This window comes from Pseudomonas agarici, from assembly GCF_900109755.1.
GTDB lineage: Bacteria > Pseudomonadota > Gammaproteobacteria > Pseudomonadales > Pseudomonadaceae > Aquipseudomonas > Aquipseudomonas agarici.
The window spans coordinates 72,619-93,275 of the sequence record NZ_FOAR01000023.1; the positions used below are offsets into that span (position 1 = coordinate 72,619).

Here is a 20,657-nt window from a genome sequence, read left to right on the forward strand (position 1 = left end):
TAGAAATTTCTAATTGAACAGGTTCCTACCCCTCGAGTAAGCTCGCTGACATTCCATCGGAGACGGACCATGCACCCTGTTCATTTCGCGCCTTGCCACACCGTCAGCGCCTCGCGTTCGTCGGCGGCTGCCCGGATGAACGGTGTCGGTGCATCCACAAGCTTTTATTTTGGGTATTGGTTTAGCCACTGGCGCGCCTGATACCCAACCGGCGCCCACTACTCAAGGGTCGCCTACCAGAGAACTCTCAACCCCCGGTCGGCCTCCCGACCGGGGGTTTTGTTTTTTCAGCGCACTGTTTTTTCAACAGATTGCTCAACCAGATATTTTGAATCGAGGAATACCGACATGAACGACGCCACCGACTACCGCTACGAATCCACCATCGCCTGGCGATTTAGCAACCTCCGCTCGGGACAGCTCGCCGCCTCCGAACGGTCACGCACAGGTGGCAAGCACACACTCGTAGCCAATCCGGCTGTTGATTGTCGAACACCCCAGTAGGGCCGCGCGCGGGAAGACCCGCCGCCCGCCCAGGAAGCCCGAATATGAATGCGTCACTCCCGGCTCTGCCACTGTCCACGTTGTCGTCCGCCAACGAGTCGCTGACCCAGCGCCTGCCCAGTGCCCTGCAACTCAAACAACATCTGCCGCTCAATGCGCTGCTGGGCGAACAAGTCGCCAAGCACCGCCAGGCGGTGCGCGCCATCCTCGACGGTGACGACCCGCGCCTCCTGGTGATCGTCGGCCCCTGCTCGATCCACGACCGGCAATCAGCCCTCGAATACGCCGGCCATCTGGCCAACCTGGCCAATGATGTCAGCGACCAGATGCTTCTGGTGATGCGCGCCTATATCGAAAAACCGCGCACCACCGTCGGCTGGAAGGGCCTGGCCTACGACCCCCACCTGGACGGCAGCGACGATATGGCGGGCGGCTTGGCGCTGTCTCGCGAGTTGATGCGCGAAATACTGCGCATGGGCCTACCGATTGCCACCGAACTGCTGCAGCCCATGGCCGCCAGCTACTTCGATGACCTCCTGAGCTGGGTCGCAATCGGTGCCCGCACCACCGAATCGCAGATCCACCGGGAAATGACCAGTGGCCTGCCAATGCCCGTGGGTTTCAAGAACGGCACCGATGGCGGCGTCGGCATCGCCGCTGACGCCATGCGCTGCGCCGCGCATCCGCACCGGCACTTCGGCGTCGACAGCCACGGCCATCCGGCGATCATCCAGACCCGTGGCAATCCCGACACTCACCTGGTGCTGCGCGGCGGTCATCGCGGCCCGAACTACGACGCCCAAAGCGTTGCCCGAGCCCGGGCAGACCTGGAGAAGCAAACCATTGCAGTGCGAATGATGGTCGACTGCAGTCATGCCAACAGCGGCAAGGACCCGCTGCGCCAACCGGCGGTGTTCGCCGATGTACTCGAACAGCGCCTGCTGGGCGACCGCTCGTTGATCGGGATGATGCTGGAGAGCCATCTGTTCGAAGGCTGTCAGCCGTTGAGCGGTGCATTGAAATACGGCGTGTCGATCACCGACGGCTGCCTGGGTTGGAAGGCCACCGAGCAGATGCTACGTGCCGCCGCCCAGCGCTTGCGCTACCCGCCCGCGGCCAAGGCGGTAGTCGCCTGACCCCTCGGAGTGTGGGTCGACTGACTTCCCCCCGAATGTCCCAGAACTTTTGCCGGGAAAAACCGGCTTGAATCCGGTAATCTCAGCACTTTCTTGAAAGGAGCATCTCCCCATGGCCAAAGCCACTGCCCGTCACATCCTGGTTAGCACTGAAGCCAAGTGCAACGAACTCAAGACCCTAATCGACGGCGGCGCCGATTTCGCAGAGATCGCCAAAGCGAACTCGACGTGCCCTTCCAGTCGTCAAGGCGGTGACCTGGGCTCCTTCGGTCCCGGCCAGATGGTCAAGGAATTCGACACCGTGGTTTTCAGCGCTCCGATCAACACCGTGCAAGGGCCGGTCAAAACTCAGTTCGGCTATCACCTGCTGGAAGTCACCAGTCGCCAGGATTGATCCCGCGGCCTGCCACGCAGCCTCCTGTGGCGAGGAGGCTTGCTCTCCTGGCGTCGATCACTTCGGTATATCAGACAGAACGAAGTGACCGATTTTACGACTGCTTGGCAGTCGAGCGCGGCGAGCAGGCGCCCCGACAAGCCCGCTCACCACACCACCCCGATACTTCGAACCGTCTTCAAGGCTGATGATGCGACTGGCTCTATCCCTGACATTTACCGTCCTGACCCTGTTCGCGGGGTCACGGGCTTTCGCCGCCACCGCGCAACATGCACTGACGGTCTACGGCGAACCGGCCAAGTACCCAGCCGATTTCAGCCACTTCGACTACACCAACCCCAATGCCCCCAAAGGCGGCAGCCTGAAGCGCTCGGCCATCGAGATCGGCCAGTTCGATCACGTGCTGCCCTATGTCGACAAAGGCATCGGCGTTTCGCAGGTCGACGGCTGGATCTATTCACCGCTGGCCGTGCGTTCCCTCGACGAGCCCTACACCGTCTATGGCCTGGTCGCGGAAAAAATGCAGCGCTCCGATGACGGCCTGTCCCTGCGATTCTTCCTCAACCCCAAGGCGCGCTTCGCCGACAACACACCGATCACTGCCGAAGATGTGCGCTACACCTTCAACCTGCTGATGAGCGAAGGCAGCTTGAGCTATCGCCTGCAGTTCGAAGGGATCAAGGATGTCCAGGTTGAATCGCCGACCCAAGTCCGCTTCGATTTCAAGAACACCGAGAACCGTTCGCTGCCACTGGATATCGCAACCCTGCCGGTACTTCCACAGCACTGGTGGAAGACCCGCGACTTTGCCGATGGCGGCGGCTACGAAGCACCGTTAGGCAGCGGCCCGTATCGGGTCGGCAAGATCGACTCTGGCCGCAGCATCACCTTTGTCCGCAACGCCGATTGGTGGGGCAAGGACCTGCCGGTCAATCGCGGTTTGTACAATTTTGACCGTTTCAGCATCGAATACTTCGGCGACACCGATGTGGCCCGCCAGGTGCTGCGCGGCGGTGCCTACGACTACAACCGCGAATTTTCCGCCACCGCCTACTCCATCGGCTACGACAGCCCGGCCTTGAGCGACGGGCGCCTGCAAAAGGCCCACCTGGCGCAAGAATCACCGCAACCGGCCCAGGGTTACGTGTTCAACCTGCAAAAGCCGCTGTTCCAGGATCGTCGCGTGCGTCAGGCCCTGGCCATGCTCTGGGACTTCGAGTGGAGTAATCGGCAGATGATGCGCAATATGTACTTGCGCCAGCAGAGCTTCTTTTCCAATACGCCCCTGGCGGCCCACGAACTGCCCGATCAGGCGGAACTGGCGATCCTCGAACCGTTGCGCGGACAGATCCCCGACGAAGTCTTCACCCAGGTCTTCGAGGCCCCCAAGACCGACGCCAGCGGCAACCTGCGGGACAAACAGTTGCAGGCCCTGGCCCTGCTGGAGCAGGCCGGCTGGAAACCCGACGGCGACCAGTTGGTCAACGCCCAGGGCGAACCGTTGAGTTTCACCTTTCTCAATGCCCAGAACGGTTTGGAGCGCCTGCTCCTGCCCTACAAGCGCAACCTGGCCCAAATCGGCATCCGCATGAATATCCGCCGCATCGACGCCTCGCAGTACGTCAACCGCCTCAAAGCCCGCGACTACGACATGATCGTCAGTGGCTATCCAGTCAGCACTTCGCCGGGAATTGAGCTGTACAACTTCTTCGGCTCATCGGCGGCCGACGATCCTGGTTCGAATAACTTCATGGCCCTGCGCAACCCTGCCGTGGACAGCCTGATCAGCGGCCTGATCAAGTCCGATACCCAGGCCCGGATGCTCAGCTACGCCCACGCCCTGGACCGGGTACTGCAATGGAATTACTACTGGATTCCCAACTACTACCCACCGGGGATCTCGACGGTCTGGTGGAACCGCTTCGGCATTCCACCCGTGCAGGCCAGCAATGACGCCGCCGTCGAAACCTGGTGGGAAGTGAGCCCGACGCCGCTGACCAACGAGCAGATGACCGCCGAGCTGATCAAGCGCAGCCACAGTGAAGGAAGCCATTGATGCTGGCCTATATCCTGCGGCGCTTGCTGCTGATCATTCCGACGTTGCTGATGATCCTGCTGGTCAACTTCGTGATCGTCCAGGCCGCCCCCGGTGGTCCGGTGGAGCAAGCCATCGCCCGCCTACAAGGGCTGGGCGGCACCGGCGGCGCCATCGGTGGCGGGGGTGACTCGTTGCACGGCTCGTCCAGGGCCAGTCGTGGCCTCGACCCGAGGCTGATTGCCGATATCGAACGCCAGTACGGCTTCGACAAGCCAGCGCCGCAACGTTTCTGGCTGATGCTCAAGAGCTACGCCCATCTGGATTTCGGCAAGAGCTTCTTTCGCGGCGCCCAGGTCACCGACCTGATCCTGGAAAAGATGCCAGTGACCATTTCCCTCGGCCTCTGGGCCACGCTGATCACCTATCTGGTGTCGATCCCCCTGGGCATCCGCAAGGCCATCCGCCATGGCAGTCGCTTCGATATCTGGAGCAGCACGGCCATTGTCCTCGGCTATGCCATGCCGGCCTTTCTGTTCGCCATGCTGCTGATCGTGACCTTCGCCGGCGGCACTTCGCTGAACTGGTTTCCGGTCCGCGGCCTGGTCTCGGACAACTTCGACCAGCTGTCGACCCTGAGCAAGATCGCCGATTACTTCTGGCACCTGGTGCTGCCGGTGACCTCATTGGTGATCGGCGGCTTCGCCAGCCTGACCATCCTGACCAAGAATTCATTCCTCAACGAGATCACCCGCCAGTACGTCGTCACCGCCCGAGCCAAGGGCCTGAGCGAACGGCGTGTGCTCTATGGCCACGTGTTCCGCAATGCCATGCTGTTGGTGGTTTCGGGGATTCCCCAGGCCTTTATCGGCGTGTTCTTCGCCGGCTCCTTGCTGATCGAAGTGATCTTCTCTCTCGACGGCCTCGGTCGCATGAGCTACGAAGCGGCCGTGTCACGGGACTATCCGGTGGTGTTCGGTTCGTTGTTCATCTTCACCCTGTTCGGCCTACTGATAAAACTGCTCGGTGATCTGTGCTACACCCTGGTCGACCCGCGTATCGACTTCGCCGCGAGGAACGCCTGATGCTCAGACTCTCCCCCATCAGCCAGCGCCGCTTCGACCGATTCAAGGCCCACCGCCGGGGCTGGTGGTCGCTGTGGCTGTTCGCCGCCCTGTGCGTCTTGAGCCTGGGCGGCGAACTGATCGCCAACGACAAACCGCTGGTAGTCAATTACCAGGGTTCGCTGTATTTTCCGGTGTTCAAACGCTACACCGAACAGCAATTCGGTGGCCAGTTGCCGTTCCAGGCCGACTACCGCAGCGACTACGTGCGCCAGTTGATTACCCGGCACGGCGGCTGGATGCTGTTCCCACCGATCCCGTTCAGTGCCGACACCCCTAACTATGATCTCGACAAGCCCGCCCCCAGCCCACCGACCACGGTGAACTGGCTGGGCACCGACGACCAGGCCCGCGACGTACTAGCCCGAGTGATCTTTGGCTCACGGGTATCGATTCTGTTCGCCCTGGCCCTGACGGCTATCAGCGCCCTGATTGGTATCGCCGCCGGCGCGCTGCAGGGCTACTACGGCGGCTGGGTCGACCTGTTCGGCCAACGTGTGCTGGAAGTCTGGTCCGGGTTGCCGGTACTGTACCTGCTGATCATCCTGTCGGGCTTCGTCGAGCCGAATTTCTGGTGGCTGCTGGGCATCATGGCGCTGTTTTCCTGGTTGGCGCTGGTCGATGTGGTGCGCGCCGAATTCCTGCGCGGACGTAACCTGGAATACGTCAAGGCCGCTCGAGCCCTGGGCCTGAGCGACCGCAAAATCATCCTGCGACATATCCTGCCCAACGCCATGAACGCCACCTTAAGCTACCTACCGTTCATTCTCACCGGCGCCATCTCGACCCTCACTGCCCTGGACTTCCTCGGTTTCGGCATGCCCGCCGGCAGCGCTTCGCTGGGCGAACTGATTGGCCAGGGCAAACAGAACCTACAAGCCCCTTGGTTGGGCTTCAGCGCTTTTTTCACCCTGGCGTTGATCCTTTCCCTGTTGGTGTTTATCGGCGAGGCGTTGCGCGATGCCTTTGACCCCCGCTCATGAACCAGGCCCTGCGATGACCGATAACCTGATTGAAATCCGCCAACTGACCGTTGCCTTCGGCGACCAGCCGGTGGTGCGCGAGCTGTGTCTGGATATCCGTGCTGGCGAATGCCTGGCGCTGGTCGGCGAGTCCGGCTCGGGCAAATCGGTGACAGCCCACTCGATCCTGCAGTTGCTGCCACGCACCGGCTGCCAATCCAGCGGTAGCGTGTCTTATCGCGGCCAGCAATTGCTCGGCGCCGATACCGCCACCCTGCGCAAGATTCGCGGCGACCGCATCGCCATGATCTTCCAGGAGCCGATGACCTCCCTCAACCCGCTGCACAACATCGAGAAACAGATCGGCGAAAACCTGCTGCTGCACAAGGGCCTGGGTGGCAAGGCTGCCCAGGCGCGAATTCTCGAACTGCTGGAACTGGTGGGTATCCAGAAACCTCGCGAGCGGCTCAAGGCTTATCCCCATCAGCTCTCCGGCGGCCAGCGCCAGCGAGTGATGATCGCCATGGCCCTGGCCTGCGAGCCGGAACTATTGATCGCCGACGAACCGACCACCGCCCTCGACGTGACCGTGCAGCGCAAAATCCTGTTGCTGCTCAAATCCCTGCAACAGCGGCTGGGCATGTCGTTGCTGCTGATCAGCCACGACCTCAACCTGGTGCGCAGCATTGCCCAACGGGTCTGCGTGATGAAGGACGGGGAAATTGTCGAACAGGCCGACTGCGAAACTCTGTTCAACCAGCCACGACACCCTTACAGCCGCCTGCTACTGGATGCCGAGCCGGTCGGCGTGGCATTGCCGCTGGACGAGCATGAAAGCGTGCTGGAGGTCGACGACTTGCGCGTGCGCTTCCAAATCGGCGGCGGGCTGTTTCGCCGCAAGCAATACCTGCAAGCCGTGGATGGCATCAGCCTCAGTGTGCAACGCGGCAAAACCCTGGGTATTGTCGGTGAGTCCGGCTCAGGCAAGTCCACTCTGGGCCAGGCGATCCTGCGGCTGCTCGACTCGCAGGGCGGCATCCGCTTCCAGGGCCAGGCCCTCGATGGCCTGAACCAGAAACAGTTGCGCCCCTGGCGCAAGCAGATGCAGGTGGTTTTCCAGGATCCGTTCGGCAGTCTCAGCCCGCGCCTGTCGGTGGCGCAGATCATCAGCGAAGGCATCGAGGTACACAGTGCCAGCACCGCCGCCGAGTGCGAAGCCCAGGTGATCCGTGCCTTGCAGGAAGTCGGTCTCGACCCGCAAAGCCGCCATCGTTACCCTCATGAATTTTCCGGCGGCCAACGCCAGCGCATCGCTATCGCTCGCGCCCTGGTGCTCAAACCCGCGCTGATCCTGCTCGACGAGCCGACTTCGGCCCTCGACCGCACGGTGCAGAAGCAGGTGGTCGCCCTGTTGCGCGATCTCCAGGAAAAACATGGCCTGACCTACTTGTTCATCAGCCATGACTTGTCGGTGATGCGGGCGCTGGCCCACGACCTGATCGTGGTCAAGGACGGCCAGGTGGTCGAGCGCGGCAGCACCTGCGAGGTCTTCGACGATCCCCGGCACCCCTACACTCGGGAACTGCTGGCGGCGACCCTGCCAGCCTCCGCTACTTCGTGTAAACCTTGAGCGAAACGCCCATGAACGACCGCGAAAGTCTGCAGGACTACCAACGGGTCCGCCTGCTGGCGATTCGCTCACTGTTCGAGATCATCGAACAGTCCAGCGAAGGCACGGTGATCGTCGATCGCGACGCACGGATCGTCTGGATAAACGAACGCTACGCCAAGCGCTTCGGCCTCGCCAGCGCCGGGCAAGCCATCGGTCAGCCTTGCGAAAGCGTAATCCCCGGCAGCCTGTTGCGCGAAGTAGTGAAGACTGGGCAACCGATCTTGCTGGACCTGCAAGAGATGCCCAAGGAACCGCTGGTGGTGATGCGCCTGCCGATTCACGACGACGCGGGCGCGGTGATCGGCGCTATCGGTTTTGCCCTGTTCGGCGAACTGCACAGCTTGTCGCCGCTGCTCACGCGCTACCAGAGCATGCAGGCCGAGCTGGCATCGACCCGCTCACTGCTGCGGGCGCGGCAAACCAAATACAATTTCACCCACTTTATCGGCACCAGCGCCGCGAGCCTGGAAGTCAAGCGCCGCGCCCGACGCAGCGCCAGCACCGATTCGCCGATCCTGCTGCGGGGGGAAACCGGTACCGGCAAGGAGTTGCTGGCCCATGCCATCCACAGCGCCTCGCCACGGGCGCACCGGGCCTTTGTCAGTATCAACAGCGCGGCGATTCCGGAAACTCTACTCGAAGCCGAGTTCTTCGGCACCGTGCCTGGCGCCTTTACCGGTGCCGATCGCAAGGGGCGCCCCGGTAAATTACAGATCGCTCAGGGGGGCACGCTGTTCCTCGACGAGATCGGCGATATGCCATTGCCCCTGCAGAGCAAGTTGCTGCGGGTGTTGCAAGAAAAGGAGTTCGAACCGGTGGGCTCCAACGAAGTACTGCGCAGCGACGTTCGGGTGATCGCCGCGACCTCGACCGACCTGGAAACGGCAATCAAGCGTGGCAAGTTCCGCGCCGACCTGTATTACCGCCTGAATGTCCTGCCGATCCAGGTACCGCCGTTGCGCGAGCGCCTGGACGATCTGCCGGCGCTGAGTGAGGCGATTCTCGAGGAGCTGCGCAGCCACCATGAACTGACTGCCGAGGCCCTCGACCTACTTGGGCAACATGCCTGGCCGGGCAATATCCGCGAACTGCGCAATGTACTGGAACGCGCAGCATTGCTGAGCGATACCCTGGCCCTGGACGTCGCCGACATTCGTGGCGCCATAGGTACCTTCAGCCCACTGGAACGCCCACATGTTCAAGCCCTGGCCCCCCAGGGCAATGAAACCTTCAGCGCTGCCCGGGCACGTTTCGACCGCCAACTGATTGAAGCCACCCTGGCCCAATGCGCCGGGAAGGTCGGCGAAGCGGCACACAGGCTGGGCCTGGGCAGATCGACCCTGTACAAGAAGATGCTCACCTTGGGTATCGCCGAGTCTCAATAGAGAGACACATGTTCTAAAATAGAGACGCTGCGCCCTGAAGCCGGGCCAATCCTCCTGCTGCGGGCGGTCTCGCCGCATTAAAGCGGGTTTCGGGTGCCATGAGTTGTGTACAGATGTCTCGCGATAGAGAAAAATTCTAAAAAGAAACTCAAAAAGCCATAACGCTTCAATATATTTCAATATATTTCAATTAGTTAGACGTTTGGCACGAAACTCGCTAACGCTTCCGGAGATCCAGACCTAACCCGCAAAAATAACAATTGGAGACACACCATGAGTGTGATCATCGCCCTCGCGGCCCTGGCGCTGCTGATGCTGGCCGCTTACCGTGGCTACAGCGTCATCTTATTTGCTCCCATTGCTGCCCTCGGCGCTGTCCTGCTAACCGATCCCTCCGCCGTGGCCCCTGCCTTCACTGGGGTGTTCATGGAGAAAATGGTCGGTTTCATCAAGCTCTACTTTCCGGTCTTCTTGCTCGGCGCGGTATTCGGCAAGCTGATTGAATTGTCCGGGTTCTCTCGCTCCATCGTCGCCGCCGCCATCCGCCTGCTCGGCACCCGCCAGGCAATGTTAGTGATCGTACTGGTCTGCGCGTTGCTGACCTACGGTGGCGTTTCGCTGTTCGTGGTGGTGTTCGCGGTCTATCCGTTCGCCGCCGAGATGTTCCGCCAGAGCAATATTCCCAAACGCCTGATCCCGGCGACCATCGCCCTCGGTGCGTTCTCCTTCACCATGGACGCCCTGCCCGGCACGCCACAGATCCAGAACATCATCCCCAGTACCTTCTTCAATACTACCGCTTGGGCCGCGCCCTGGCTGGGAGTGATCGGCACAGTGTTCGTATTCTGCGCCGGCATGCTGTTTCTGCAACGCCAGCGTAACAAGGCCCAAAGCGCAGGCGAAGGCTACGGCAGCGAACTGCACAACGAACCGGAAACAGCCGAGGATATTCAACTACCCAACCCTTGGATCGCCCTCTCGCCGCTGCTGTTGGTAGGCATCATGAACCTGCTGTTCACCCACTGGATTCCCCTCTGGTACGGCAAGACCCACAGTCTCAGCCTGCCGGGCATGGCCGCGCCGGTGCAGACCGAAATCGCCAAACTCACCGCCATCTGGGCGGTCCAGGCGGCACTGTTGGTGGGCATCATCATGGTGCTGGTATTCGGCTTCCGAGCCATTCACGGCAAACTGGCCGAAGGCAGCAAGAGCGCGGTCGGCGGTGCCCTGCTGGCGGCGATGAACACCGCCTCGGAATACGGTTTCGGCGCGGTCATCGCTTCGCTGCCGGGCTTCCTGGTGCTGGCCGACTGGCTCAAGAGCATTCCTAATCCACTGGTCAACGAAGCCATTACCGTGACCCTGCTGGCCGGGATCACCGGTTCGGCCTCGGGCGGCATGAGCATCGCCCTGGCGGCCATGGCCGACAGTTTCATCAGCGCCGCCCATGCCGCCAATATTCCCCTGGAGGTGCTGCACCGGGTAGCCGCCATGGCCAGCGGCGGCATGGACACCCTGCCCCACAACGGTGCGGTGATCACTCTGCTGGCGGTGACCGGACTGACCCACCGCGAAGCCTACAAAGATATTTTCTGCATTACACTGCTCAAGACCCTGGCGGTGTTCGTGGTGATCGCCACCTTCTACGCCACCGGCATTGTCTGAGGAATCGACTATGAGTCTCAAAGGAAAAACCGCATTAGTTACCGGCTCCACCAGCGGCATCGGCCTGGGCATTGCCCTGAGCCTGGCCAGGGCTGGAGCCGATGTGGTCCTCAACGGCTTCGGCGATGCCAGTGCGGTGATTGCCCAAGTGCGCCAGTTCGGCGGCCGGGTCGGCCATCACCCGGCCGATGTCAGCGACCCGGCGCAGATCGCCGATATGCTCGCCTACGCCGAACGGGAGTTCGCCGGGGTCGATATCCTCGTCAACAACGCCGGCGTCCAGCATGTGGCAGCGGTGGAAGACTTTCCGGTGGAGCGCTGGGACTCGATCATCGCGATCAACTTGTCTTCGGTATTCCATAGCACCCGCCTGGCGTTGCCGGGCATGCGTGCCCGCGGCTGGGGACGAATCGTCAATATTGCCTCGACGCACGGCCTGGTCGGCTCCGTGGGCAAGGCTGCCTATGTCGCGGCCAAGCACGGGGTAATCGGCCTGACCAAGGTGATTGGCCTGGAAACCGCCACCAGCAATGTCACCTGCAACGCCATCTGCCCGGGCTGGGTGCTGACGCCGCTGGTGCAGAAGCAGATCGACGATCGCGCGGCCGGCGGAGTCGATCCACAACAGGCACAACATGATCTACTGGCGGAGAAACAACCGTCGCTGAAGTTCGTCACGCCACTGCAACTGGGTGAACTGGTACTGTTCCTGTGCAGCGAGGCCGGTAGCCAGGTGCGCGGCGCGGCGTGGAATATCGACGGTGGTTGGCTGGCGCAATAGTCGCGCCCGTCCACTCATCCCAGATAACGCATCACCACTGCCCGGAAAGTACCGAGCAGTGAGTGTCCGGCCACCAGGATCCGCCGATCACTCTGCAAGGCAATCGCCGTGGCCGTGTCCAGGCTCTTGCCCAAACGGGTGCGTGCCCAGCCTTGGCCGGCGGCGAAGTCGCGGTCAAGTCGCCCATTCGGAAGATAACGTGCCAGCACCAGGTCCGAATCGAATCCCCCTACTGTCGAGCCGGCAGCGAGAATGGTGCCATCGGCTTGCACCGCGATTGCCGCCCATTGGCTGGCAGGGGCGTCGATTTCCAACAGCACTGCCTCGCCTTTGTTGAAACGCCCAGTGACGTAGCCATTGGCGGTAAAGCCCTGTAGCGCGCCGCCCAGCGGATCAAAACGATTGCCCACGCACAACACTTGATCCTGGGCGCCACGGGCCAGTTGCGTAACCATCGAACTGGCCCCGGCAAACCGCACGGACAAGTACCCCTCGTCACCAAACGCCGAATCCAGTCGACCATCGGCCAGGTAGCGGACAATCAGGCCGCTGGAAGGAAAATCAATCGAGCCACCCGCCAGGATCTTGCCATCAGGTTGAACCTGCACACAGCTAAGCCAGGTATTCACCCGCTGGCGCCGTACCACCACGAAACCATGGCCGTTGAAACTGTGGTCGAGAGCACCGTCCGGCTCTAGTCGAACCAACAGGCCGACATGATCGGCACAGGCATAATTGTGATTGAGGCTCAGCAGGATCTTACCGTCTGGCTGGAGACTGCCGGAGCAACTTTCGACACCCGGCAAACCCGGCGGCAACCAGCCGTCGCGAGGTCCCTCGGACAGATTGCCGGGCAGGCGCAACACCTGGATGCCCTGATTGCCAAACTGCGGATCAAGGCGGCCGTCGGCGAAAAACCGCGCCACGGCTGGCAAAGTCCGACGCTCATCCAGATAGTGCAGACCAAAGAGCAGAATTCGTCCGTCGGGTAACGGACACAGGCTGATACCGGTCGATTCGCCCTCGGTTTCGAAACCGCCGGCCAGGCTGCCGCTCTCGCCGAACGAGGTATCCATCGAGCCATCGCTATGCAAGCGCGCTAGGCCAAAACACGCGCCTTTGATAAAGTCCACCTTGGCCACTACCAGAATCTTACCGTCGGCGCAGAACACCACGTCATTGGCCTGACTCGACAAACTGCCGGGAAACCGTACCAACGCCTTACCCGAGCAACCGAACTCAAGATCGAGCTCACCCGCCGGACTGGCCCGTCGCAACGCTTTGAGCAGCATCAGCGGACTCCTCTCCATAAAAAGGGGCATCGCCTAAGACCATAGCAGCCCGCGCGACCTGCTCGTTATTCAATCCATCGAGGTGGCGCCACACAACTGTCAGAAATAACAGGTTTTGCGGTTTACCGTGCCATTTCACTGACTTTCCGTACCTTTCCCTACTTCTGGAACGATCAGAGGGGTGACTCCATCCCCCCCTATCGCCAGCTCGCGATGGCCAAAGAGCTGATCGAACAGCTCTTTGCCAAGACCGCGCGCCGCTCTTCGCCGGTCAGAGTGGAAATCAACACACGCCGAACACTTGTTCCATCCCGACGGTCCATACTCCTGAGTAATCTATGTCCTGATACCATTGGATCAGCAATTTCCTGCATAGGACCATCATGGAAGTTTCCGGAAGCCGGGCGTTCGAACAACTGGTCGAACGAGAAGCGCATTATCGAACCATGTTCGAGGCGGTCGATACGGGTTTCTGCACCATCGAAGTAAAGTTCGACGCCGCGGGCAAAGCGGTGGACTACCGCCTTATCGACATGAATCCCGCGTTCGAGCGCAAGACCGGGCTGATCGGTGGCCGGGGCCGCTGGGTACGCGACCTGCTCCCCACCCACGAGCAGCACGGGTTGGACATCTACGGCGAAGTCGCCGTAACCGGAGTGCCGCGGCGTTTTGAACACCATACCCAGGAACCGGAACGCTGGTACGCCGTGCATGCGGTCCGCATCGGTAACATTGGCGAGCACAAGGTCGCGGTGTTCTTCAACGACATTACTGAACGACGCCAGGTGGAAACCGCGCTCAAGCAACTGAACGCTTCGCTGGAACAGGAGGTCGCCTCCCGTACCGATGATCGCAACCAGCTCTGGATGCTATCTTCCGACATCATGCTGCGCTGCAGCTTCGAGGGCCAAATCATTGCCATCAACCCTGCGTGGACCGACACCCTGGGCTGGATCGAAACGGACTTGCTCGGCAGCTCGCTGTACGATCTGATCCATCCCGATGACCTGGAGCATACCCTCGAAGGTGTTCGCCAATCTGCCTCGGGACATAGCTTTCTGCGTTTCGAAAACCGTTATCGCTGTAAAAATGGCGGTTATCGCTGGATCAACTGGTCTTCCAGCCCTTCCGACCAGGTCATCAATGCCGTGGGCCGCGATTGCACCCTCGACAAAGAACAGGCCCTGGCCAAGGCCGAGGCACAATTGCGCCAGAGCCAGAAGATGGAAGCTGTGGGACAACTTACCGGCGGCTTGGCCCATGACTTCAACAATCTGCTGACCGGTATCAGCGGTAATCTGGAAATGCTCCAGATCCGGATCTGCCAGCACCGGGTAAACAACCTCGAATGCTATATCAGTGCCGCGCTGACCGCTGCGCGTCGGGCCACGGCCCTGACCCATCGGCTGCTGGCCTTTTCCCGACGCCAGACCCTGGACTCCCGGGCCACTGACATCAACCAATTGGTGCATGAGACGGAGGATCTGCTGCGACGCACTATCGGCCCGTCGATACGGCTGGAATCGAATCTGTCCGATCGCCCGTGGATCACCCTGGTGGACCAAAACCAGCTGGAAAACTCGCTGCTCAATCTGTGCGTCAACGCCCGTGAAGCCATGCCCGACGGTGGCCGTTTGGTGATCGAAACCACGAATATCAACCTCACCTCGGCAGCGGCCTTAGCCCTGGAGTTGCTGCCCGGGGGCTACGTCTGCCTGAGTGTCACCGATAGCGGTAGTGGAATGTCGGCAGAGGTCCTGAGTAAAGCCTTCGACCCATTCTTCACCACTAAACCCCAGGGCACTGGCACCGGCCTGGGGCTGTCGACGGTCTACCGTTTTGCCCTGCAGTCCGGCGGCCAGGTACGGATCAACTCACACCCTGGTAGCGGAACGCAGGTACGCCTCTACCTACCGCGTCACTTTGTCGAGCCCGACGATCCGGGTGTACGCCACTCGCCACTGCCCGCCTTAGAAGCCATGGCCGGTGAGACCGTGTTGGTGGTCGACGATGAAGCTCAGGTACGGATGCTGGAAGTCGAATTGCTGGAGGAACGTGGCTACAAGGTATTGGAAGCCAGCGACGGAGTGGCCGGATTGAAAATCCTGCAGTCGCCGATCCGCATCGACCTGCTGGTCAGCGACGTCGGTCTGCCCGGTGGCATGAATGGCCGCCAGCTCGCAGAGCTGGCCCGACGCACACGGCCGGGGCTCAAGGTGTTGTTCGTCACCGGCTATGCCGAGAATTCGGTGATCTGCGACAGCGGCCTGCCGCCCGGCATGCAGGTGATGGCCAAACCATTTACCCTCGACGACCTAGCCAACCGCGTGCGAGAACTGATCAACAACCTCTGATCAGCCGCCACGGATCACCACGCCGCCATGTGGGCACCTAGTGGCCTGTGTGGTTAGTTCTATTAGTCAATTTCGGATGCCATAAATCCCTGGCTTGCGTTGCTGTTCCTCGCCATAGCCCGGCTATGACTCGTCACAGCGCCTTAGCCATGAACTCATGGCATCCGAACTTGAGCTAACGAACTAACCGTACAGGCCACTAGCCTGACGCCGACGCCCGTAGTGGGATAAAAATGCACACGGACCGCGTACCTTTGGCACCCAGGCCCAAGAGCAGCGCCTATTCTTGGTCGTCTCAATTTCGCAGAAGGGTCTTATTCAGGATCGATATGAAATACCGGATATACCATGGCTCGCAAGAGCCTGTCCGACACCTGCAAGAACAAACTCCAGGCAAAAAAAAGCCCAAGCGGCTGATGGACGCTTGGGGCTTAAAAATGCATAAACCGTGGTAGGTGAACGCGGGGCTATATTAACTGATCGAGGCGACTTGTAACAAGATATTTACCACATCATTTTACCAAAAATTTACTCTAACTCATTCAATAACCACATGTTTTTTCTGGACATCAATCGAGTCACGGCAGCAAGAGCTGCTGTAGTGGTTCATTCAGCCGAGCGCCCTTACTTTGCCCTAATCAGCTCATCCGACTAAACGAAATAAATAAAAAGACCACGGTGAAAGACTGAGAAACCGTCAGAAAGAAAGTCAACTCAACAGCTCCGCAGATAGATTATCCGATGACGCTCCAGCCTTTCCCGAAACAGGGAAGTTCCCTGATAGAGAAAAAATATAAACTCGCGCTGGCCCTCAACAGCGTTTGCGTCGCTGCCCGTGGCCGGTGACAATGACAGCTCCATTTATTTCGAGGTTCGCAACATGCGTAAAGCACTTACCGTCCTGGCGCTCAGCGCCCTGTTCGCCCAAGGCGCCGTGGCTGCCGGCGGTACCCAGGCGGCGGTTGGCGGAGGCTTGGGTGGCGTCTTGGGCAATGTGGTCGGTCAGCAGATGGGCGGCAGTACCGGCGCAGCCCTCGGTGCGGGCCTGGGCGGTGCGGCCGGTGGTGCCGTGAGTGCCAAGAAAGGCAAGAAGACCAAGGCAGCCCTCGGTGGCGGCCTGGGTGCGGCAGGCGGCTCGCTGTTGGGCAATCAGCTCGGCGGCAGCACTGGTGCGGCGATTGGCGCCGGGCTGGGTGGCGCGGCAGGCGGCGCACTGGGCGGTCGTAAGTAACCCTCAAATCCTCCTAAAAACCCGGCACCCGTTGTCGGGTTTTTTATGTTTTTTTTAAGCCAAGGCCTTGAATCAGTTGCCTCGTCGCGGTTTCAGCCAGCGACTTACCTTCCCTCTCGCAGGCCACTTTGATCCATGACATTTTTCACCTTGGCCGAGCAATCCGGGGTATTCCTGTTCCAAGCGTCAATATTTAACTGTATATTTATACAGATAACGATTGCCCGAAGCTTCAACTCCGAGCATTCTGTAGCCCTTTCCAGGCGCCGAATGAAACAAGGTGGTTATGCGGTTGTTCCTCTGTGAGAAGCCCTCCCAAGCCAAAGACATTGCCGCCGTGCTCGGTGCCACGCGCCGTGGCGACGGTTGCTGGGTAGGCCCGAATGTCACCGTCACCTGGTGCATCGGCCACCTGCTGGAAACCGCTCCGCCGGATGCCTACGATGCTCGCTACAAACGCTGGGTACTGGCCGATCTGCCCATCGTCCCGGAAAAATGGAAGATGCAGGTCAAACCCAAGACCGCCAGCCAGTACAAAGCCGTCAAGCGCCTTCTGGGTGAGGCACGGGAGTTGGTGATCGCCACCGACGCCGACCGCGAAGGGGAAATGATCGCCCGGGAATTGGTGGAGCATTGCCGTTATCGCGGGCCGATCCAGCGCCTGTGGCTATCGGCGCTGGACGATGCCTCCATCCGCAAGGCGCTGGCGACCCTCAAGCCAGGGAGTGAAACCTTCACGCTCTATCACTCAGCTCTGGGCCGCTCGCGCGCCGACTGGTTGATCGGGATGAACATGAGTCGCCTGTTCACTCTACTTGGGCGCCAGTCTGGCTATCAGGGTGTGTTGCCGGTCGGTCGGGTGCAGACGCCAACCTTGCGCCTGGTGGTGGACCGTGACCGCAGCATCGCCGACTTCGTACCGGTGGCCTATTGGGCGATCGACGTGCACCTGCTGCATGAGGGCCAATCCTTTGTCGCCCAATGGCGCGCTCCTCAGGATGCCTGTGATGACCAGGACCGTTGTCTGAACCAAGCCCTGGCGCAACAGGCGGCACATGCCATGGGCAGGGCCAGCGACGCCACGGTGATGAAACTCAAGACCGAGCGGATTCGCGAGCCGGCCCCCCTGCCCTTCGATCTCGGCACCCTGCAGGAAGTGTGTTCGAAACGACTGGGACTGGGCGCCCAAGAGACACTGGATATTGCCCAGGCGCTGTACGAAACCCACAAGGTCATCACCTACCCACGCAGCGATTGTGGTTTTCTGCCACTGAGCCAGCATGGTGATTGCGGGCGGGTATTGGCGGCACTGGAGCGGTCTGATCCGAGCCTGGGCAAGCTGGCGCCCTATCTTGACCCGACGCGTCGCTCGCGGGCCTGGAACGATGCCAGGATCACCGCCCACCACGGTATTATCCCGACAGGCAGCGGTGCCAGCCTTGACCGTCTGCAAGGCAAGCCACGGGCGGTCTATACGCTGATTCGTGCCCGTTACCTGGCACAATTCCTACCCAACCATGAATACGACCGGACCCAGGCTGATTTCGACTGTGCCGCACAGGCGCTGCGAGCGGTGGGCAAGCAGATTGTCGAGCCTGGCTGGAAACGGGCGTTGCCTGAAGCGCTGGCGCCGACCAAGGGACGCGAGCCCGCCGAACCACAGGCCCTGCCAGCATTGCGTGAAGGCTGCGAATGCGCGGTGAACCGGGTCGACCTCAAGGACCTTTGGACCCAGCCACCGAAGCCCTTCACCGAAGGTGACCTGATCAAGGCGATGAAAAACGTCGCCAAATACGTGGAGGACCCGCGCCTCAAGCAGAAGCTCAAGGACACCACTGGCATCGGCACCGAAGCGACCCGCGCCGGAATTATCCAGGGCTTGCTGGATCGCCATTACCTGGTCAAGCACGGGAAAAGCCTGTCAGCGACCTCGGCGGCCTTCAGCCTGATCGATGCGGTACCACGGGCGATTGCCGACCCCGGCACCACGGCGATCTGGGAACAGGCGTTGGACATGGTGCAGAGCAGCGAGATGAGTCTGGAAGAATTTGTCGCCAAACAGGCGGCATGGATGAGCAAGCAGGTGGGGCGTTGTGTCGAGCTGAAGCTGCAAATCACCCTACCGACCGGGATGACGGCACCGGCACCGTGGAAGAAAAAACGCAAGTCGGTAGGCGCCAAGACAACAAGGAGCCGCCCTCCGAAGAAGTCCTGACGGCCTCGAAAGACCAAGGACCGACAACCAACCTTATTTCAAGGGCAGCGCAGAGCAACCCACCCAAAATGCAGATTAGATAGGCGCAGAGCCCCATCAGGCACTAGACGCAAAAAAGGGCCAATCTCTCGATTGACCCTGTTTAACCGCCCAGCAGAGCGGATTTTGTTTGGTAGGCGCGATTGGACTCGAACCAACGACCCCCACCATGTCAAGGTGGTGCTCTAACCAACTGAGCTACGTGCCTGCTGTGGGCTGCATTCTACGGATTTTCAGCGAGGTGGCAACCTGTTTTTTTGCTAAGCCTATGAATAGACTTGGAAAATCATCGGTTCATTTGAGACTGTTTTAGCCGGGCACTTAGCGCTTGAGCCTTGCTCTAACGCACGTCGTTACTGCTTGTGTCAAATCCGACGCCAACTTACACACACAAAAGTCACGCACATGAAAAAGCCCGATACTGTGAATATCGGGCTAAGTCATTGAATTAATTGGTCGGGACGGAGTGATTCGAACACTCGACCCCTTGCACCCCATGCATGGCTTCCATATAGCGTAATCTATTGATTTTAAACGCATAACCTCATAAAGCGCAGCACAAATTATACTTCGTTTAGTGATTTCGCAAACCTTGCAAATCAATGACTTAGCGCTTCATTTTGATTGCGAACCCTTCCCCGGCGTCCTGCCGAACGAACAAAATCCCTATTTTGCAAGACCGTCATACGCCGACTCGCAGGTCACTCCCCTGCCTCTTGCCTGATCAGCATCTGCCGCCAGATCTCCCGCTCTTTCATCAGCGCGCTTGAACAAGTCGGCAAACACCAGGGCTGCGCGGGTAGCTGCCGCGCTTGCGGCGGCAGTGCAGGAATTGCCGCTGGCATTACTGGCTGAGAGTCGGGCGGTAAGCTTGTCTGCGGCCCCGCGCAGGCTGTCAGCAGAAGCCCGAGCGGCAGCAGCATCAGCATTTGCTTTGTCGATAATCTGTTGTCCATCCTGAATCGCCTTGTTGATTGATTGCTGATATGCCTGTTCGCGTACTCGCTGAGCGGCTTCGTTGACAGCCTTCGCCGAGGCGTCTCCGGTGTCGCGCTCGTTCCAGCGCGCCTGCCATTGCGAATCCGAAACGCTGCCGCCGAAGCGGTAAGCGCCGAACAGGGTGAGGCCGGCGATCAACAGGGCGGCAAGGTACGGAGCTACTCGCCAGAAAAGCGTCATACCAGCACCCCCAGGGCTCTCTCATACAAGGCCTGCCGATCCTCGGCGCCGTTCTGCCCGCCGTTGATCCTGCTCGTTATCTTCGTGAATTGGCCGGCGTCGGCCAGGGCATTGAGCCCACGAGCCGACCAGAACCAACCGGCAGACATACAGGCAGGCCCAGGGTGCTCCAGCAGTTCCGGCGCGGCGATCAGGTCCAGCCCCAGGGCTTTGCCGCACGACTCATAATTTGCACGTCCAGTAATTTGAATCAGCCCGCGCCCACGGTATTTCGAGCCGTCGCACGGGTGAGTGTTGCCAAGGTCTTTTCGGCCCTCGTAGCCAGCCTGCGCTGGGGTCGGCCCCCAGATTTCGCGCAACCAGCGCAACTGGCCCGACTCATGCCCGACCTGTGCAATGAATGCAGCTACGCGAAGTCGGCCAGCAATTCCGTATTTATCCATCGCTGCGTTTAGTGCAGGCAAAAAAATGCCGGCTCTAGGGCCGGCGCTGGAGAGTATCTGCAGCAGCTGCTGCTCTGTGATCGGCATGCGTTTCTCCAGACTAAAAAACCGCACTCGGCGGCCATTTGCTTTCAGGGAATTGGGGCTGGATCTGGTGGAGATGGCCAATCAATAGAAGCTGGAAAACCAGGCTGTTGTGTAACTCGCCCGAGGTAAATCACATATTTCTCCCACGACACCAGTTGG

General features: G+C 60.3%; 17 protein-coding genes and 1 tRNA gene. 13 read left to right on the plus strand and 5 right to left on the minus strand.

Going from position 1 to position 20,657, the window contains the following annotated elements; all coding sequences use genetic code 11:
- The first annotated feature begins 348 nt into the window (after positions 1-348).
- The 10 genes from BMX68_RS25985 (at position 349) to BMX68_RS19310 (ending at position 11,658) form a co-directional block, all read left to right on the plus strand.
- Positions 349-504, plus strand: coding sequence for a hypothetical protein (locus tag BMX68_RS25985; RefSeq protein ID WP_167375431.1), 156 nt, complete (start codon positions 349-351; stop codon positions 502-504).
- A gap of 44 nt (positions 505-548) precedes the next feature.
- A complete protein-coding gene (locus BMX68_RS19270; protein WP_017134380.1) occupies positions 549-1,640 on the plus strand; it encodes a 3-deoxy-7-phosphoheptulonate synthase in 1,092 nt (363 codons plus the stop codon).
- Between the two features lie 112 nt (positions 1,641-1,752).
- A complete protein-coding gene (locus BMX68_RS19275) occupies positions 1,753-2,034 on the plus strand; it encodes a peptidylprolyl isomerase (protein ID WP_017134379.1) in 282 nt (93 codons plus the stop codon).
- 190 nt (positions 2,035-2,224) lie between these two features.
- Complete coding sequence (locus tag BMX68_RS19280) at positions 2,225-4,090, plus strand: extracellular solute-binding protein (protein ID WP_017134378.1); 1,866 nt, start codon at positions 2,225-2,227, stop codon at positions 4,088-4,090.
- Positions 4,090-5,154, plus strand: coding sequence for a microcin C ABC transporter permease YejB (locus tag BMX68_RS19285; protein ID WP_017134377.1), 1,065 nt, complete (start codon positions 4,090-4,092; stop codon positions 5,152-5,154). The genes BMX68_RS19280 and BMX68_RS19285 overlap by 1 nt, the downstream gene beginning before the upstream one ends.
- Positions 5,154-6,176, plus strand: a complete 1,023-nt coding sequence (locus BMX68_RS19290) for an ABC transporter permease (RefSeq protein WP_017134376.1) — start codon at positions 5,154-5,156, stop codon at positions 6,174-6,176. Before BMX68_RS19285 ends, BMX68_RS19290 begins: the two co-directional genes overlap by 1 nt.
- Positions 6,177-6,189: 13 nt before the next feature.
- Entirely contained in the window at positions 6,190-7,785 is a 1,596-nt protein-coding gene (locus tag BMX68_RS19295) for an ABC transporter ATP-binding protein (protein WP_017134375.1), read from the plus strand.
- Positions 7,786-7,796: 11 nt separating this feature from the next.
- Positions 7,797-9,212: a sigma-54 interaction domain-containing protein gene (locus BMX68_RS19300; protein ID WP_017134374.1), complete on the plus strand. Its 1,416-nt coding sequence runs from the start codon at positions 7,797-7,799 to the stop codon at positions 9,210-9,212.
- 273 nt (positions 9,213-9,485) lie between these two features.
- Positions 9,486-10,877: a GntP family permease gene (locus BMX68_RS19305; RefSeq protein ID WP_017134373.1), complete on the plus strand. Its 1,392-nt coding sequence runs from the start codon at positions 9,486-9,488 to the stop codon at positions 10,875-10,877.
- 10 nt (positions 10,878-10,887) lie between these two features.
- Positions 10,888-11,658, plus strand: coding sequence for a 3-hydroxybutyrate dehydrogenase (locus BMX68_RS19310; RefSeq protein ID WP_017134372.1), 771 nt, complete (start codon positions 10,888-10,890; stop codon positions 11,656-11,658).
- 14 nt (positions 11,659-11,672) lie between these two features.
- On the opposite strand, the gene BMX68_RS19315 is transcribed toward BMX68_RS19310, so the two are convergent.
- On the minus strand, positions 11,673-12,950 hold the full coding sequence (locus BMX68_RS19315) for an NHL repeat-containing protein (protein WP_017134371.1): 1,278 nt from the start codon (positions 12,948-12,950) through the stop codon (positions 11,673-11,675).
- A gap of 383 nt (positions 12,951-13,333) precedes the next feature.
- Between BMX68_RS19315 and BMX68_RS19320 the strand changes: the two genes are divergently transcribed.
- The 3 genes from BMX68_RS19320 (at position 13,334) to BMX68_RS19330 (ending at position 18,750) form a co-directional block, all read left to right on the plus strand.
- Positions 13,334-15,304: a hybrid sensor histidine kinase/response regulator gene (locus BMX68_RS19320; protein WP_017134369.1), complete on the plus strand. Its 1,971-nt coding sequence runs from the start codon at positions 13,334-13,336 to the stop codon at positions 15,302-15,304.
- Positions 15,305-16,184: 880 nt separating this feature from the next.
- Complete coding sequence (locus BMX68_RS19325) at positions 16,185-16,535, plus strand: hypothetical protein (protein ID WP_026013467.1); 351 nt, start codon at positions 16,185-16,187, stop codon at positions 16,533-16,535.
- Between the two features lie 286 nt (positions 16,536-16,821).
- Positions 16,822-18,750 carry a DNA topoisomerase III gene (locus tag BMX68_RS19330; protein ID WP_017134367.1) on the plus strand — a complete coding sequence of 643 codons (1,929 nt, stop codon included), beginning with the start codon at positions 16,822-16,824 and terminating at the stop codon, positions 18,748-18,750.
- Between the two features lie 170 nt (positions 18,751-18,920).
- Here BMX68_RS19330 and BMX68_RS19335 read toward each other — a convergent pair.
- From BMX68_RS19335 to BMX68_RS26670, 4 genes are all read right to left on the minus strand, one after another.
- Positions 18,921-18,997: transfer RNA gene (locus tag BMX68_RS19335), tRNA-Val, on the minus strand.
- Positions 18,998-19,455: 458 nt separating this feature from the next.
- Positions 19,456-19,968, minus strand: coding sequence for a DUF2514 family protein (locus BMX68_RS19340; RefSeq protein ID WP_074862510.1), 513 nt, complete (start codon positions 19,966-19,968; stop codon positions 19,456-19,458).
- Complete coding sequence (locus tag BMX68_RS19345) at positions 19,965-20,498, minus strand: glycoside hydrolase family 19 protein (RefSeq protein ID WP_074862511.1); 534 nt, start codon at positions 20,496-20,498, stop codon at positions 19,965-19,967. Before BMX68_RS19345 ends, BMX68_RS19340 begins: the two co-directional genes overlap by 4 nt.
- Positions 20,499-20,542: 44 nt before the next feature.
- Complete coding sequence (locus tag BMX68_RS26670; protein ID WP_369678877.1) at positions 20,543-20,650, minus strand: phage tail assembly chaperone; 108 nt, start codon at positions 20,648-20,650, stop codon at positions 20,543-20,545.
- Positions 20,651-20,657: the final 7 nt, after the last annotated feature.